A 16,570-nucleotide genomic window follows, 5' to 3' on the forward strand; every position below is an offset into this window, starting at 1 on the left:
TGACCATCTGATTTTTCAGGAGCGTATTTCATGACCATAACCGCATGTGTTTTTCCGGGCCAGGGCTCGCAGTCTGTTGGCATGCTCGCAGAACTTGCCAGCGCGTATCCGGTTGTCAGGGAAACCTTTGATATTGTATCGAACGTGCTGAACTATGATGTGTGGCAGGTGACTCAGGAAGGCCCAAAGAGCCTGCTTGACCAGACTACCACCACGCAGGTGGTCATGCTCGCTGCCGATGTTGCGGTGTATCGCGCATTAATGCAGCAGGGCTTTGCCGCACCGGCTTTTATGGCCGGTCATAGCCTTGGTGAGTATGCAGCACTGGTCTGTTCCGGCGCACTGAGCCTTGCCGATGGCGCCACACTCGTATCACGGCGTGCCAGCCTGATGCAGCAGACAGTTCCTGTCGGGCTTGGTGCGATGTCTGCGATAGTCGGCCTCGATAACGAACAGGTTGAAGCACTTTGCCATGAAGCCAGTAACGCCACGGAAGTAGTTACGCCCGCGAATTTTAATGCCAGCGGACAGGTGGTGATTGCTGGCCATACGCCTGCTGTTGCTCGTGCCGAAGCGCTTGCAGAGGCTGCCGATGCACGTCTGGTCATGCGCCTCGCCGTTAGTGTTCCCTGCCATTGTCCGCTGTTAGAGGAAGCTTCCGCGGCTTTTGCTGCAGACCTTGCCGCAACCCCGTTTCGTGTTCCTTCAATGGCCGTCATCAGTAATGTTGACATGAGTATTTACGAAAGCGTAGACCAGATGCGCAGACTGCTTGCCGAACAGCTCTATAAGCCAGTGCGCTGGGTACAAAGTATGGAAAAACTGCGCACTCTTAGAGTGGAACGCATGGTTGAATGCGGTCCTGGGCGCGTGCTCACCGGACTCTTAAAGCGCATGGATAAACGTTTAATGGCCAGCAGTGTAAACTGCCCGGAGTCGCTTTTACAGGCGCTTGGCTCGCCTGAAACTGAAACCGCATAATTAACCATGGGGCAACTGATGACAGATTTGCAGGGTAAGACCGCACTGGTAACCGGTGCAAGCCGCGGAATTGGCAAAGAAGTGGCACTTGAGCTTGCTGCATGTGGCGCTTACGTAGTTGGAACTGCCACCAGCGAGAGTGGGGCGCAGGCCATCAGCGCGGACTTTGAAGCCAAAGGACTTTCCGGCGAAGGCATGGTACTGGATGTTACCCGCCAGGAGTCCGTTGACGCACTGATAGAGTCGCTTGAAGCGCGCGAGAAGATGCCCTCGATTCTTGTTAATAATGCCGGCATTACCAGTGATAACCTGATGCTGCGCATGGAAGACAACGAATGGTACAGCGTCATTGAAACCAATTTAAGCGCGGTTTACCGCATGATAAAAGCATGCCTGAAGCCAATGTTTCGCGCGCGCTACGGGCGCATTGTTACCATTGGTTCTGTGGTTGGGTCCTGCGGTAACCCGGGCCAGGCCAATTACACGGCGGCGAAAGCCGGCGTTATTGGCATGAGCAAGTCAGTAGCACAGGAGATGGCCAGTCGCGGTATTACCGTGAACGTGGTGTCACCTGGCTTTATCGAAACCGACATGACCGACACTCTGCCAGAAGCCGTGCAGGAGGCGCTCATGAAACGCATCCCCATGAAACGCCTTGGCCAGCCGCGTGACATTGCGCAGGCAGTGGCATTTCTGGTATCGGATGGTGCAGCCTACATCACAGGTGAAACGCTGCATGTGAATGGCGGGATGTACATGGAGTAACGGGATAGGCGAGCAACGCGACCTTTTTAGAGGCTTGCGTTCTCGCTGGAATTGAATAAACTAGTTCGATATTTTTTTTATAAATCACTGAAGAGGATAAACACGCAATGAGTAATGTTGAAGCCAGAGTGCACAAGATTGTTTGTGAGCAGCTTGGTGTGAAGGAAGAAGAAGTAAAAAACAATGCTTCTTTTACCGATGATCTTGGTGCAGACTCCCTCGACACCGTTGAGCTGGTAATGGCCTTTGAAGAAGAATTTGAAATTGAAATTCCTGATGAAATCGCTGAGAAAATCACCACTGTACAAGAAGCGATTGATCACATCGAAGCAAACATGAACAAGGAAGAAGCCTGATTCTGGCCTTGTTTAAATATCATGCATGGAAACCTCTCTGGAATGATGTTTTATTTCAGGAGGTTTTTTTCATTGTATTCCCGAGGAGCTTTCATTGAACAGGCGACGCGTAGTGGTTACCGGCATGGGGATGGTTTCTCCCACAGGTCTTTCCGTCAGACAATCCTGGCAAAATATTCTTGCCGGTGTCAGTGGTATCGGTCCTGTCGAGGATTTTGACGCCAGTGAATATCCGAGCCGTATCTGGGGCAAGGTCAAGGATTTTGATATTGAGCACTACGTTCCTCTGAAAGAAGCTCGGAAAATGGATGTTTTTACCCAATTTGGCATCGCTGCTGCCGATGAAGCGCTTGCAGACTGCGGTCTCACTTTCGAGGGGGAGCTGTCGTTGCGCACCGGTGTGGCTGTAGGTGCGGGTATTGGTGGTATTCAGACCATCACCAACAACCAGGACAAACTGGTTGAAGGCGGACCGCGCAAGGTATCGCCGTTTTTTATTCCGGCAGGCATCATCAACATGGTCGCCGGACAGATTTCTATTCGCCATAAACTCAAGGGGCCAAACATTTCTGTGGTCACCGCCTGCACCAGTGGCACGCATAACATTGGTCTCGGTGCGAGGCTGATTGCTTATGGTGACGCCGATGTCATGGTGTGTGGTGGCGCAGAAATGACGACAACGCCGCTTTGCCTTGCTGGATTTTCGGCGCTTCGCGCGCTCTCGCGTCGAAACGATGAGCCGGAAAAGGCCTCCCGTCCGTGGGATAAAGACCGCGATGGCTTCGTCATGGGAGAGGGCGCAGGCATTCTTGTTCTTGAAGACTACGAGCACGCCAAAGCGCGAAATGCTACTATTTACGCAGAACTGACAGGTTTTGGCATGTCGGGAGACGCTTACCACATTACCTCGCCAGATGAGGATGCCGATGGTGCAACACGTTCCATGGCTGCAGCCCTCAAAGACGCCGGTATTAATCCCGAGCAGGTGGATTATATCAACGCACATGGTACGTCTACCTATCTGAATGACTTGAACGAAACCATCGCAGTTAAGCGACTCTTTGGCAGTCATGCCTATGAGCTCGCAATGAGTTCCACCAAGTCGATGACGGGTCACCTTTTGGGAGCGGCAGGTGCCATTGAAGCAATTTTCAGCATCCTTGCCATCCGCGACCAGGTCGCGCCGCCCACCATCAACCTTGATAACCCTGACGAGGGCTGCGATCTTAACTATGTCGCGCATACGGCGCAGTCGCGGCGCATTGAATACGTTATGAGCAACTCCCTCGGGTTTGGTGGAACCAACGGCAGTCTGTTGTTCAAGCGGGTATAAATGAACCGCTTTCTTTATGCGTCAGCGGCCGCAGTTCTTACGGCGCTGCTGACGCTTGTGGCTGTGACAGGATTTTACTTCTACGCATATGCGAAAGCCCCCTTATGCGCTGCCTGCGACAGCTCGACCATTATCGAGCTTGCCCCCAATATGTCGGCTGCGGCATTTCTAAAATCGCTCAGCACAAAAAATCTGATTCGTTATCCCCGTGCTTTTCGCATATTGATGCGCATCGATGGTTCCGGGCGTTCTCTGAAGGCCGGGGTCTATGCGCTCAAGCCTGAAGAATCACTGCGTGATTTTTTGCAGCGTGTGGTGACGGGTGATGTATTGACAGCATCGTTTCGCATCATTGAAGGTACCAATCTTAAGCGTGTAACAGCATCGCTTGAAAACGCACCATGGCTTGATTTTCAACCGGAAATGCTCGATGCCATCCGCGGAGAATATCTAAGCGCTGAAGGACTGCTTCTTGCCGATACTTATCGCTACAAGGCCGGCAGCAGTGCAAAAAACGTTTTGATGCTTGCGCATACGAACCTCACTAACGCCCTTAATGCCGCCTGGGAAGGGCGGGATGCGGGTCTGCCGTTTAAAACGCCCTACGAACTTCTTACAGCCGCTTCAATTGTCGAGAAAGAGTCAGGAGTTGCCAGCGAGCGTCGCCTGATTGCGGGGGTGCTGGTCAATCGCCTGCGCAGATTCATGCCGCTGCAGATGGACCCCACGGTCATTTATGCGCTTGGTGAACACTATGAGGGCAGGCTCAGGCATGCTGACTTAAAAATTGATTCCCCCTACAATACTTACCGGTACCGCGGACTGCCTCCAACCCCCATTGCCATGGTGGGGCGTGATGCGCTCGATGCCGTGGCGCATCCTGAACCGACCGCGTACCTTTATTACGTAGCGCGCGGGGACGGCACGCATGAATTTTCGGTGGATTATGCCAGCCAGCGTGCGGCCATTCATCGCTATCTCAAAAAGGGAAAAAGACCATGAGAGGGCAGTTTATTGTCGTGGAAGGGCTTGAGGGTGCTGGAAAAACCACGGCTATGGAAGTTATACAGGAGGTTCTTATCCGCCACGGCATTGCCTTTCTTACCACCCGTGAGCCTGGTGGAACGCCTGTGGGGGAAGTGATTCGAAACCTTGTAAAATCACCGCCCGGAGTGCTGGCGCTGGACCCGCGCACAGAGCTGTTGCTGATGTATGCATCCCGCATTCAGCTCGTGGAAGAAGTGATTCGACCGGCACTGGCCGCCGGTACCTGGGTGATTGCAGACCGCTTTGAATTGTCTACGCGCGCCTATCAAGGTGGGGGGCGCGGGATGGATGGCGCGTTTATCGATGCCATTTCCGCATTCGCACTCGAGGGCTTGAGCCCGGATTTATTACTCTATCTTGACATTTGTCCGGCAGAAGGACTTGCACGTGCACTGGCACGCAGCAAAGCCGACAGGATTGAACAGGAATCACTCGAATTTTTTGAGCGCGTGCACAAAGCCTATCAGGACGGGATTAGAGGCTTTAAAGCCGCAGTGACTGTGGATGCCGCGAAGCCTCTCAAAAGTGTGCGTCACTCAATTGAGCAAATCCTTGAACACCATCTGGAGCATCATGCACGACACGCCGCGTCTTCCTGAGCTGGCAGCCTTTCAGCAGCCGCTCTGGACACCCTTTGAAAAGGCTATTGCCGAAAAACGCCCCGCTCAGGCGCTGTTGCTGGCAGGCCCGCTGCACACGAACCCGGCCGCTTTTGCCACGCGCCTTATAGCGGCTTTCCTCTGTAACCGCGAGAACGCTCCCTGTAACACGTGTGTCAGCTGCCAGCAGATGGCAGTTGATGAACACCCTGGTGTAGTGTACGTGCAGCCTGAAGCCGGCACGAGCGGCATTAAAGTTGACCGAATACGCGCATTGCAGGAAGAGATTGTTAATACACCGCATGCAGGCATGCACCGGTTTGTACGGATTATGCCGGCAGATGCCATGAATACTGCAGCCTCAAACGCACTCTTAAAAATTCTTGAAGAGCCGCCGTCACATACGGTTTTTGTGCTGGTAGCCACGCAGATATCAACGCTTGCGCCGACCATTCTCAGTCGCTGTGAAAAATGGTCTATGCCATTGCCGGAGTTCGCGGGCGAGGCACCTAATCCTTTTTGCTTCCTCGAGCCGCAGTTTTATCCCAAAGAATCTCTGGAGCGCACCCTGCTGGAAGGGTTGCCCACGCATCTCGAAGCGTTGACAGCGGTATTTTCCGGTGTCAAAAACCCGGTGGCCCTCGCGCAGGCGTGGTCTAAAACCCCTCTGGATGGCTGGCTCTGGCTCCTGCAGGGGCTTATGCTGATGCTGCTTCGCCATCACGTGTCCGGTGAGCCACTGGAACCCTCGTTCAAAGCTCTGGCCATGACTCTGACACCGCACCGCCTGTTACAACTGCTGGACGGCATCAATCGCATAAAAAAATCCATGCGACGCGGCGTTATCCCTAATACGGCCGTAGCCCTTGAGTCTATTTTTTGTATGGGAATGACACCATGACGCACCCTGATTTTTCAAACGCCCTAAACTGGCCCCGTGCTCATGGGATGCCGGAGTGCGAAGCCTTGATTCGCGAAGTCCCTGAAGATTTTCAGGTGGATGAACAGTTTTCAGGGGCTTTCAGCGGCGATGGCGAGCATTTAATCCTTCACATCGAAAAGCGCGGATTAACCACCGAAGAGGTGGTCAAATCACTGGCGAGAATAGTGAATAAGCCTGAAAGTTGCATCAGTTACGCAGGCCTTAAGGACCGCCACGCACTGACCACACAGTTTTTCAGTCTTCACCTTCCCGGAGAATATGTCGAAGGTGCAGAAGCATTGAGCGCGCCCGGATGGCGCGTAATATCGGCAACGCGTCATCACAAAAAGCTGAGACCCGGGGCATTAAGTGGCAACCGCTTTTTACTGCGCTTACGTGAAGTGTCTGACACGGTGGCACTTTTAGAGCAGCTTGAGCGTGTGAAACAGACGGGCGTACCGAATTATTTTGGCGAACAGCGCTTTGGACGTGAGGGTGGTAACCTCTTAAAGGCGCATGCGATGCTGGCAGAGGGGCAGAAAATCCGCTCGCGTTTTCATCGTGGCATGTATTGTTCGGCTGCGCGCTCATGGCTTTTTAACGAGATTCTGGCAGCCCGCGTGCGCGCCGCCACCTGGAATAAGCCGCTTGAGGGCGATGTATTTCAGCTGGCAGGCTCTAACAGCATTTTTACGGTGCCAATACTCGATGCAACGCTCCATGAGCGCATTCTCGCCCGCGATATTTCACCGGCAGGTCCACTTGCCGGCAAGGGGAAAGTGGTGGCAAGTGGTGAGGCGTTGTCAATTATCACAGAGGTGTATCATACGTGGCAGACGTGGGTACTGGCACTCGAAAAAATGGGGCTTCAGGAGGCCTGGCGCGCCAATATCCTTCATCCAGAAAACCTGCAGTGTGAAGTGGATGGCACTACCGCTGAACTGACTTTCAGCCTGCCAGCCGGTGCCTATGCGACCAGTGTTTTGCGGGAGCTGGTGCTTTATCAAACCGCGTAAGCCAAAAAAAACGCAAGAAGGCTGCCATTTTTAAATAAGATTATGTATTTAATAGGCTTTTCGGCAGGCTGGTCTGAGCGCCGCGAAGCCCGGCATTGGGTATCTCCAAAGGCCAGATGTTTTTTCGCGCATCCCTCCCGCGCTTATCAGCGCAGGCTACAGTGAAATTTCAAGTAAGTTATAGTATTTAAATGGTTTTGTAGGCTGGGTTGAGCGAAGCGAAGCCTGGCATCGGATATCGCTGCAGGCCAGATGTTTTTTCGCGCATCCCTCCCGCGCTTATCAGCGCAGGCTACAGTGAAATATCAAGTAAGTTATTGTATTTAAACGTTTTTGTAGGCTGGGTTGAGCGAAGTGAAGCCTGGCATCGGATATCGCCGCAGGCCGGATGTTTTTTCGCGCATCCCTCCCGCGCTTATCAGCGCAGGCTACAGTGAAATTTCAAGTAAGTTATAGTATTTAAATGGTTTTGTAGGCTGGGTTGAGCGAAGCGAAGCCTGGCATCGGATATCGCTGCAGGCCAGATGTTTTTTCGCGCATCCCTCCCGCGCTTATCAGCGCAGGCTACAGTGAAATATCAAGTAAGTTATTGTATTTAAACGTTTTTGTAGGCTGGGTTGAGCGAAGTGAAGCCTGGCATCGGATATCGCCGCAGGCCGGATGTTTTTTCGCGCATCCCTCCCGCGCTTATCAGCGCAGGCTACAGTGAAATTTCAAGTAAGTTATAGTATTTAAATGGTTTTGTAGGCTGGGTTGAGCGAAGCGAAGCCTGGCATCGGATATCGCTGCAGGCCAGATGTTTTTTCGCGCATCCCTCCCGCGCTTATCAGCGCAGGTTACAGTGAAATTTCAAGTAAGTTATTGTATTTAAATGGTTTTGTAGGCTGGGTTGAGCGAAGCGAAGCCTGGCATCGGATATCGCCGCAGGCCGGATGTTTTTTCGCGCATCCCTCCCGCGCTTATCAGCGCAGGCCACAGTGAAATTTCAAGTAAGTTATTGTATTTAAATGGTTTTGTAGGCTGGGTTGAGCGAAGCGAAGCCTGGCATCGGATATCGCTGCAGGCCAGATGTTTTTTTGCGCATCCCTCCCGCGCTTATCAGCGCAGGCTACAGTGAAATTTCAAGTAAGTTATTGTATTTAAATGTTTTTGTAGGCTGGGTTGAGCGAAGCGAAGCCTGGCATCGGATATCGCCGCAGGCCGGATGTTTTTTCGCACATCCCTCCCGCGCTTATCAGCGCAGGCTACCGTTATATTTCAAATAACTTATTGTTTTTATTGATTTTTTGTTATTTTTTGGCAGAGGTATCCCTCAACAGGCGTGCGTGTTAAAATCGAGGCATTATTACTACCCAAGTACTACACCATGCTTGTTGATTCCCATTGCCATTTGCCAAGTATCGATCTCTCATCTTTTAACGGAAGCATGCAGGCGGTAATCGATGCGGCGGAGGCTGCCGGCGTGCAGCATCTTTTGACCGTCTGTCTTGAGCTTGAAGGTTTTCCAGAACTTTGTGCGCTCGCGCGCCAGTATCCCAATATCAGTATTTCTGTTGGGATTCATCCCAATGAAACCTGTGCCAGCGAGCCGGATGCAAAGACGCTTGCCAGACTCGCGAGGGAAAATGGCTGCATTGCTATTGGTGAAACCGGGCTTGATTATTTCCATACGGAAGCAGCGATGCGACCATCGCAGCAGGCACGTTTTGCCACACACATAGAAGCCGCGCGCCTCACAGAAAAGCCGTTGATTATTCATACCCGCGATGCCGCTGCGGATACGCTCTCGATGCTGCGTGAATTACAGGCTGACAGCGTGGGCGGGGTGATGCACTGCTTTACAGAAACCTGGGAAGTGGCGAAAGCCGCCCTTGATTTAGGTTTTTACATTTCGTTTTCAGGAATTGTTACGTTTAAAGGCGCGACACAGCTGCAGGATGTCGCTAAAAAAGTGCCGTCTGACCGCATGCTCATTGAAACCGATTCGCCCTATCTTGCCCCGGTTCCGCATCGTGGTAAACAGAATCATCCGGCACTGGTGCGTCATGTGGCGGAACAGCTCGCGCATTTGCGTGAAGTTCCCTTTGAGACCATCGCAAGTCAGACGACTGCGAATTTTTACCGTTGTTTCAGGATGGAAGCGTGAGCATTTATCTCGGACTGTTATCAGGCACCAGCATGGACGGGATAGATGCGGCTCTGGTCGACTTTCCCTCCCACACCCTTATTCATGCGCAAACTCTTCCCTACGAGCCATTGTTGCGTGAGGAAATTGCCACCCTTTGCGAGGGCGCCTTAACCACACCTAAAGCCATGGCAACGCTTAATACCCGCATTGGTCGTGCCTTTGGCGAGGCGGCCAGAGAGGTACTTCGTGCGGCATCGATAAAACCGCGCGATGTCATCGCCATAGGCAGCCATGGTCAGACCGTTTTTCATGACGCGCATGCCGACATCCCCGTAACCGTGCAACTTGGTTGTGCGCATACCATCGCCGAGATGACTGGCATAGCGGTCGTTTCTGATTTTCGTACGCGCGATTTGGTTGTCGGCGGGCAGGGTGCACCTTTGGCGCCGGTGTATCACGCGGAGCTTTTTGGGCGCTTTGGCGAACGACTTGCCATTGTTAATATTGGCGGTATTGCCAATGTCAGCTTTGTGGAGTCCGGCAAGGCGGCTTGTGGTTTTGATACGGGGCCTGGCAATTGCCTGATGGATGCCTGGTGCGCGCGCACGCACGGGCAGGCGTTTGACAGGGATGGCCGCTTTGCGGCTGAAGGCAGAGTGATACCGTCACTTCTTGACACGCTGCTTTCAGACCCCTGGTTTGACCGCCCCATTCCGCGCAGCATCGATAAAGGCTACTTCAGCCTTGAGCGAATGCTCGCGTACGCTAAGCCAGACTGGCTCGATGCCGATGTTCAGGCGACACTTCTTGCCTTTACCGCAACAACGATTGCCCATGCGATTACTGCCAGAGAGACGGGCCTCGAGCGGGTACTGGTATGTGGCGGCGGGGCTCATAACCGTGCGCTTTTAAAGGCACTGTCGCTGGCAATGGAGCCACTGCCGGTAGAAAGTACGGTGGCTGTCAGTGTTAACCCCGATTTTGTGGAAGCCATGCTTTTTGCATGGCTTGCGCATTGCGCTGCCACGGATACTCCGCTTTATCTCAAACCCATAACCGGCTCAAGCCGCCCGGTGGTGCTGGGTGCGCGATTTCCGGCAGGCCAGATTAATGATTGAGTCTGGCTAAACTGACAGGTATTCGGTAACATTTTCTTCTGTGCTGGACAAAAAACGCATCATCTATCGGTAACGCAAACGGGCAGCTTTGTGCATGTGTTTTCACTTAAACAATTTCCAGCACAGAGATCATTTTCTCCTGCATGAATCAGAACAATATTTCACCTCTTCCCAAACGGTTTTCCATTTTTTTCGCCAGGTAAAAGGCCGGCCGCAGCGAGCGCATATTTTTTCAGGCAGATGCTCTTTTTTTACGCCTTTAGTCATCTAAACCACCGTTATAGAGGAAGGCGGTCTTTTTCGCGTGATTCCAATATTGAAAAAATCGCCTGTAATCCATTGTCTTATTTAACTTTACAAAAGGCTCATCCTCGACCAGCTCAACCGTGTAAAACGCCTTAATACTGTCTATTACTTCTATAAGAAGTGGATTGTTTGTACCAGGGATATAGACGATGGAAGGATTAATATCCTGCAGAATTTTGAGGGTATCGCCATGAAGGATATCCACATTTAAATGGCATAAAGTCTCATAATTAAATACGAAGCGTTTGAAACTATACGCCGTACGTCGGGCGTATTCATCATCCCATATATACACAGCACTCGTACCCGCCGGGGCAGCCTGGAACACGGGATGTGTCATTCTTAACGATTCTTCATGCAATAAAATTAAAGGCTGCCGCATGATGCACTTTCCCTCATGTTTGGAAATAAACGGAGCTGTAATTCCTCATAGCTCGCAGACAAAACCTCGTTATGCTGTGGCGATGTATCCACTTGCCGGCCAAAATATTTATCCACGTTCTCGAGGTTAAAGATATAAGGTTTTTGGCTAAACGTACTGGCCACCCACTGCCATGAGAGGTTATTGCTGGCTACATTCCCGTCCAGCAAATGCTGCAAAAACCATTTTGCCCCCGCCTGCCACTTGACGCGCCTGAAATGCACGATATAGCTTGCCAGATACATGCGGGCATGATTATGGATATAGCCGCTACTGGTCAGTTCATGAATAAAGGCATCCATGCAGGCAACGCCAGTGCAACCATTGGCAATATCATCAGGCAGGAAAGGAGCGTAATCATCTGCACTAAAACCTGTTTTATAGGCTTCAATGTCTTTCCACGCCCATTCCGGTTGCTGTGTCAGCACACGCTGCCAAAAATCCCTCCATGCTAATTCCTGAATAAATTTTGTAAGTTGCTCTGGTTGCGTTGATGTGCCGAGAACATGGTTGCGTACTTCGTTCAAGCTCAGTGCCCCGTGGTGAATATAGGGGGACAGGCGTGATACCCTGCCATCACCAAAATTGCGGGTACGCGCGTATGCAACAGCGTCGATATTCTCTAATTTGATGTCTGCCTGACTGAGACCCCCTTGAAAAGAACTCGGCTCACCTTCAGCCCAGGGGACAAGCGAGCGCACAAAGGCCACCAGCTCATCACGACTGTCAAAATGTTTTTTTAAGCCATCTCTCACGCTGACTCCATAAAAAAACCTCTGTAAATGAGATTGGTTATGCCCGCCAATTCTGTCATGGCCTGTATGTTAAAAATCAAACGATAACTGCGTTGTGTTATCTTTCTTTACCGGTTTTTTACGCGTTTTAGACTGACTGCGGCTGCCGAGTTTTTGGTTTATGGCACGTTATTCCTCATGAAATCCTTCTTGATGCCAGCGCGATGAAATCTCCTGCCGCGCAAAACGGGTCGCCTCAATATGATTCACAATGGGCGCCGGGTAGTCTGTTGGCGCTTTATCCATTCGCCACGGCTCATGAATGAAGGCATCGGGGATGGATTGAAGCTCCGGGATGTAACGACGAATAAAGGTGCCGTGCGGGTCGTGATCAGAGGATTGTTTGACAGGATTATATATGCGTATCGCATTGATGCCTGTAACGCCTGATTGCATCTGAAATTGTGCATAATGAATCCCTGGCTCATAGTCAGTAAAAAGTTTCGCCAGAAACGGAGCCGTTTTGCGCCAGTCCAGCCATAAATGATAACTCGCAAACGACACCAGCATGGCACGCATGCGAAAGGTAATCCAGCCATTCTCATGCAAAGACCGCATGCAGGCATCAACCAGAGGATAGCCTGTATTTCCAGTTTTCCAGGCGTTAAAGTAATCATCGCGAAAATGGGGCTCACGCATTCCTTCAAAGGCCGGGTGCATGCATGCCGTCTCAATAGCTGGCTGCTGCTCCAGTTTTTGAATAAAATGACAATGCCATGCCAATCGCGAGAGGAATGCCGAAAGATTGCGCGTAAAATAGATGGCGTCGGGGTCATTAGCGCCGGCAAGAGCACGCAGTTTTGCTTTGGTTGCCTGTTCAACCTCACGAACAGATAACGTTCCATAGGTGAGATGCGCGCTTAAGCGCGAGCAATGGCGTGCCGAAACACCCGGCCTGGATATGGTCTGCATATATCGGCGCCCGCGTTCCTTGAGAAAGGAATCGAGGGTTTTTTGCGCCTGCGAGCAGCCACCCCGTTGCACAGAACCCACCTTATCCCCCCCAAACAGAGGGTGATTTTTCTGCGGCAACTCCTGTGCTCGAATACTCGTTATACCCTTCAAGTGCTCCGGATGGGGAATGATAGATAATGCCATCCTCGCCTCTCGTTGCACGGCCCATTCATCGCGACTTTTCAGGCGTCTGACCACACCATTGCTCGGAAATTCATACCAGACAATACCCTCGGAGCGACACCAGGCTGCAACATCAATATCCCGCTGATACGTCCAGGCATTGCCTGTCTCTTCATGCGACCAGAGGGTGAAGGGGCCCAGTTCGTGCGCAAGTTGCTGCAGGACCTCTATCGCTTCACCGATACGAATGACCAGAGGTGCACCCAGCAAAGCAAGTGATGTCTGCAGTTCTTTAAGGGAATCATGAATGAAGTGCCAATGACGCGGGCCACAATCAGGCTGCTTCCAAAGTTCCGGCTCTACTATGTATAAGGGCAGCACTCGACCCATCCGCGCCGCTTCAAAAAGTGGCTGATTGTCCCGCGTACGCAAATCGCGCTTAAACCACACCACATTGATAAACTGCATCATACATCCACAATTTAAAGAAACGTTGCATTTGTTAATTATAGGATGCCTCCTTGAATCTGAACAGGAAGTTAAACGGTACTTTTACACAGGCTCAGGTTCTTAAAAATACCACCACGCATGCGCTCTAGATGCGGACAGGTTATTTGCTCGCGACCTTCACGCCGAATACAGTTGACAATCTAATTTATCTTCCGTTCTAATGAAGGTTTTGCACCTGCCGCGGAGAATCCATTGAGTACGCACTCTGTCCACTACCCTACCAGGTCTTTTCCCGGTGCCATGAGCATTTTTCTACTGGCCTCTTCTTTTTATCTCTATGAGTTTATTTTGCAGGTAGCGCCTGCGGTTATGGCCGATTCCATGATGCGTACGTTTAAAGTGACGGCGGAAGGGTTTGGCATTGTGTCAGCTTTTTATTTCTACGCCTATGCGCCGATGCAAATGCCGGCGGGGCTCCTTTTTGACCGCTATGGGCCGCGTAAACTGATGACTTTCGCGCTGCTGCTCTGTGCTGCGGGTTCGTTCTTTTTTGCCTCTACCGACAGCGTGCTGACGGCGTCACTCGGACGTTTTCTGATTGGCATGGGCTCTGCCTTTTCGTTTATCGGGGTACTGGTGCTTACATCGCGCTGGTTTGCGCCGCAGCATTTTGCGATTCTTGCCGGTATCGCGCAACTGATGAGCTCGGTAGGGGCCATTTTTGGTGAGATGCCGCTTGCGAAACTCACCGAAGTGGTGGGCTGGCGCAATGCCAGTTTTATTCTCGCAGCCATTGGTGTGGTGCTTGCACTTTTACTCTGGTGCAAAATCCGTGATTATCCGCACCAGACTACGCAATCGCTGCCAGAACGCCCCCTGCGCGAGGAATGGAAGCGACTTCTTGAAATCTGGCGGCATGCCCACACGTGGATTACAGGCCTTTACGCCTTTTGCATCTGGACACCGATTGCAGTTTTTGCAGCTCTTTGGGGCGTGCCGTATCTTCAGACTAAATACGGTTTAAGCGTGGTCATGGCTTCAGGACTTTGCAGCATGATTTGGATTGGCATTGGCGTTGGCAGCCCGTTACTGGGCTGGGTGAGCGATGTCTGTAAAAGCCGAAGACTGGCACTGGCCATCAGTGCGATGCTTGGGTTGATTGCGACTATACTGCTGCTCTATGTTCCATCCGTCAGCATGACTGCGATGTATGCCGTCCTTTTCATGCTGGGCCTTGGCGCCGGGGGACAGACGGTCAGTTTTGCCGTGGTTAAGGAAAATAATCCGCCACATCTTGTCGGTACCGCTTCGGGCTTTAATAACCTCTCTGTACTTCTAGGTGCCGCCATTTTTCAGCCGCTGGTAGGCGTGCTGCTGCACCGGGGCCACGACTGGACAATTGTAAACGGCTTGCCAGTCTATACGCTTATGGGCTATAACAAGGCATTGCTGGTCATGCCGCTTTGTTTTCTTGTAAGTCTCATAGTCAGCGTCTTTATCATGCGTGAATCGCATCCAGAGCATCGAAGCCGTATTTAGCCTAAGGAGGGGTTATGAGTGCAACCGTAAGGCACGTATTGGAAGACAGAGATACGGAAAGCGATGATGATGGCAGTCGACTGGTGCGGTCACCATTATTTACAACCTTTACTGACGAGGATGAATCTGAAGAGCGTTTTAATACAGCGATGTACCACGCACCCTCGACTGACAAAACAGAAATTACCGAAGTGCTGCTTATCGGTGACAGCCTTACCGACCGCGGTGAATGGGTCGATGACAGACTTTTTGGCTGTATTCCCGGTACGCTGGTAACAGGACTTCAGGGACGCTCGCCACAGGGCAGTTTTACCAACGGCTTTGCCTGGTCTGATTTTGTCGCAACATGGCTTGCAAACCGATGCATTATTGAGCCAAGTCGAGAATTGTCAGGGCTTGATGATATTGCAATTGCTGAAGCGCTGATTACGCGTGATAAACGCGCAGGAATAGCAGAAAGGGTCTTGGAGGACTTTAATCTTGATAATGCTGCGATGGTTTCATTAAAGCCCAAAAGTGCTAAAAAACACGTGCATTCAACTGATGCTGCTGATGCCATCCTCACGCACGACAAGCGTGCTCCTCAGTATATTAAAGAGCGGGGCCTGTCTGTCAGCCTGTTCAGTAAGCCTCGAAGTACGCAGAAGGCGCCTCAAATTATTCTCCGTTCCTATGCGCAGGGGGGATTGACGGCTTCCGACTGGACTCGAGACTTAACGTTCAGCATATCTCGAGGTGCATCGCGTCACATCCTGCCAACCCTTGCAGATACTCGTCGACAGATTGAGGCAGACGATAATCGTCGCCATCTCAGCCGCGCCCAAAAGGCGAAGATTCTTGTGACTGAATGGTCTGGTGTGAACGATCAGATTACGGTTAATGCCGTGCCTTCGGAGTATGAAGTGCGCCGTGCGGTTGCGGCACGTGTTGAAAATGTGCGCCAGCTTCTGGCGCTTGGCTATAGACAGTTTGTCTGGCTTAATCAACCCGACCTCTCACTGCTGCCGCGTTTTCAGGCACGTGACGAAGCCGCGCAGGAAACTGCAAGAAACTGTTCATTGTCATTTAACGTTTTACTTGAAGAAGAGCGACAGAAGCTTTGCGAAGATTATCCTTACGTGAATGTGCAGATATTTGATGTAGCCTCTATTTTCAGTGAGGTCTATCACAACCCGGAAAAATACGGCTTTGATCCGCTTAAACTGCACACGCCCTATGTGACTTCCGCCGATTTTGATAAGCCTGAAGATGGTGTGTCTGAAGCAAAATCCTATTTTTTCTGGGATGATGTTCATCCCACTGCCGATGTGCATGCCTTGATTGGCCTTTTTTATGTCGATTTTATGATGCAGCATTTCAAATACATGGATGTGGTGAGACCCTCTTCAGAGGGCGATAAAATCGTCACTGAGACGGAGCTTATGGACGCTTTTCGCATCCGTTATCAGGAAACGCTTGCCATTGATGCCAGACGCTGGACGTACTTTGCACACAAATCCAAAATTGATTACCTTAACGCTTCCCTTAAAGAAGTGGTGCATCACGCCTTTATCGAAAGAGCTGCCCGCACGCGGGGAGTATTGGAAGCACTGGGGTGGGTTGATAATAACGGTAGCGTGCTGCTTAATGCACCAACGCTTGTTAAAATCCTGCGACAGATGCAACCGCCGGCACCATTAGCCATGGGCTGTCATCTTCAATAGAAGGAGCGCCACGTG

General features: G+C 51.4%; 16 protein-coding genes. 12 read left to right on the plus strand and 4 right to left on the minus strand.

Translation table 11 applies throughout. From position 1 onward, the window contains the following. Window positions 1-30 precede the first annotated feature (30 nt). From fabD to E4T54_RS11535, 10 genes are all read left to right on the plus strand, one after another. On the plus strand, window positions 31-981 hold the full coding sequence (gene fabD, locus E4T54_RS11490) for an ACP S-malonyltransferase (RefSeq protein ID WP_028386475.1): 951 nt from the start codon (window positions 31-33) through the stop codon (window positions 979-981). A gap of 18 nt (window positions 982-999) precedes the next feature. Then, window positions 1,000-1,746: a 3-oxoacyl-ACP reductase FabG gene (gene fabG, locus E4T54_RS11495; protein ID WP_028386476.1), complete on the plus strand. Its 747-nt coding sequence runs from the start codon at window positions 1,000-1,002 to the stop codon at window positions 1,744-1,746. A 107-nt stretch (window positions 1,747-1,853) separates the two neighbouring features. Next, window positions 1,854-2,102 (plus strand): acyl carrier protein, encoded by a 249-nt coding sequence (gene acpP / locus E4T54_RS11500; protein ID WP_028386477.1) that lies wholly within the window; start codon window positions 1,854-1,856, stop codon window positions 2,100-2,102. A gap of 94 nt (window positions 2,103-2,196) precedes the next feature. Further along, window positions 2,197-3,435, plus strand: a complete 1,239-nt coding sequence (gene fabF / locus E4T54_RS11505; protein ID WP_028386478.1) for a beta-ketoacyl-ACP synthase II — start codon at window positions 2,197-2,199, stop codon at window positions 3,433-3,435. After that, entirely contained in the window at window positions 3,436-4,437 is a 1,002-nt protein-coding gene (gene mltG, locus E4T54_RS11510; protein WP_051550908.1) for an endolytic transglycosylase MltG, read from the plus strand. Next, window positions 4,434-5,081 carry a dTMP kinase gene (tmk, locus tag E4T54_RS11515; RefSeq protein ID WP_028386479.1) on the plus strand — a complete coding sequence of 216 codons (648 nt, stop codon included), beginning with the start codon at window positions 4,434-4,436 and terminating at the stop codon, window positions 5,079-5,081. Before mltG ends, tmk begins: the two co-directional genes overlap by 4 nt. Then, window positions 5,035-5,982: a hypothetical protein gene (locus tag E4T54_RS11520; protein ID WP_162261986.1), complete on the plus strand. Its 948-nt coding sequence runs from the start codon at window positions 5,035-5,037 to the stop codon at window positions 5,980-5,982. The genes tmk and E4T54_RS11520 overlap by 47 nt, the downstream gene beginning before the upstream one ends. After that, window positions 5,979-7,019: a tRNA pseudouridine(13) synthase TruD gene (truD, locus tag E4T54_RS11525; protein WP_028386480.1), complete on the plus strand. Its 1,041-nt coding sequence runs from the start codon at window positions 5,979-5,981 to the stop codon at window positions 7,017-7,019. The genes E4T54_RS11520 and truD overlap by 4 nt, the downstream gene beginning before the upstream one ends. Before the next feature lie 1,366 nt (window positions 7,020-8,385). Next, window positions 8,386-9,165: a TatD family hydrolase gene (locus E4T54_RS11530; RefSeq protein WP_028387121.1), complete on the plus strand. Its 780-nt coding sequence runs from the start codon at window positions 8,386-8,388 to the stop codon at window positions 9,163-9,165. Beyond that, window positions 9,162-10,265 (plus strand): anhydro-N-acetylmuramic acid kinase, encoded by a 1,104-nt coding sequence (locus E4T54_RS11535; protein ID WP_028387122.1) that lies wholly within the window; start codon window positions 9,162-9,164, stop codon window positions 10,263-10,265. Before E4T54_RS11530 ends, E4T54_RS11535 begins: the two co-directional genes overlap by 4 nt. Window positions 10,266-10,394: 129 nt before the next feature. On the opposite strand, the gene E4T54_RS12155 is transcribed toward E4T54_RS11535, so the two are convergent. The 4 genes from E4T54_RS12155 to E4T54_RS11555 all read right to left on the minus strand — a co-directional run bounded on the left by E4T54_RS12155 (window position 10,395) and on the right by E4T54_RS11555 (window position 13,334). Continuing rightward, the gene (locus E4T54_RS12155; protein WP_081776804.1) at window positions 10,395-10,532 is read right to left on the minus strand and encodes a DUF2256 domain-containing protein; all 138 of its coding nucleotides are present in this window, start codon (window positions 10,530-10,532) and stop codon (window positions 10,395-10,397) included. Continuing rightward, window positions 10,525-10,953, minus strand: coding sequence for a hypothetical protein (locus E4T54_RS11545; protein ID WP_028387123.1), 429 nt, complete (start codon window positions 10,951-10,953; stop codon window positions 10,525-10,527). Before E4T54_RS11545 ends, E4T54_RS12155 begins: the two co-directional genes overlap by 8 nt. After that, window positions 10,938-11,747 carry an FAD-binding domain-containing protein gene (locus E4T54_RS11550; RefSeq protein WP_028387124.1) on the minus strand — a complete coding sequence of 270 codons (810 nt, stop codon included), beginning with the start codon at window positions 11,745-11,747 and terminating at the stop codon, window positions 10,938-10,940. Before E4T54_RS11550 ends, E4T54_RS11545 begins: the two co-directional genes overlap by 16 nt. A gap of 168 nt (window positions 11,748-11,915) precedes the next feature. Then, a complete protein-coding gene (locus E4T54_RS11555; protein ID WP_202971951.1) occupies window positions 11,916-13,334 on the minus strand; it encodes an FAD-binding domain-containing protein in 1,419 nt (472 codons plus the stop codon). 279 nt (window positions 13,335-13,613) lie between these two features. On the opposite strand from E4T54_RS11555, the gene E4T54_RS11560 reads away from it, so the two are divergent. Further along, window positions 13,614-14,852, plus strand: coding sequence for an MFS transporter (locus tag E4T54_RS11560; protein ID WP_081776805.1), 1,239 nt, complete (start codon window positions 13,614-13,616; stop codon window positions 14,850-14,852). A 14-nt stretch (window positions 14,853-14,866) separates the two neighbouring features. Continuing rightward, window positions 14,867-16,555 (plus strand): SGNH/GDSL hydrolase family protein, encoded by a 1,689-nt coding sequence (locus tag E4T54_RS11565; RefSeq protein WP_028387126.1) that lies wholly within the window; start codon window positions 14,867-14,869, stop codon window positions 16,553-16,555. Window positions 16,556-16,570 lie beyond the last annotated feature (15 nt).

It is taken from the genome of Legionella geestiana, assembly GCF_004571195.1.
Taxonomy (GTDB): Bacteria; Pseudomonadota; Gammaproteobacteria; order Legionellales; family Legionellaceae; genus Legionella_B; species Legionella_B geestiana.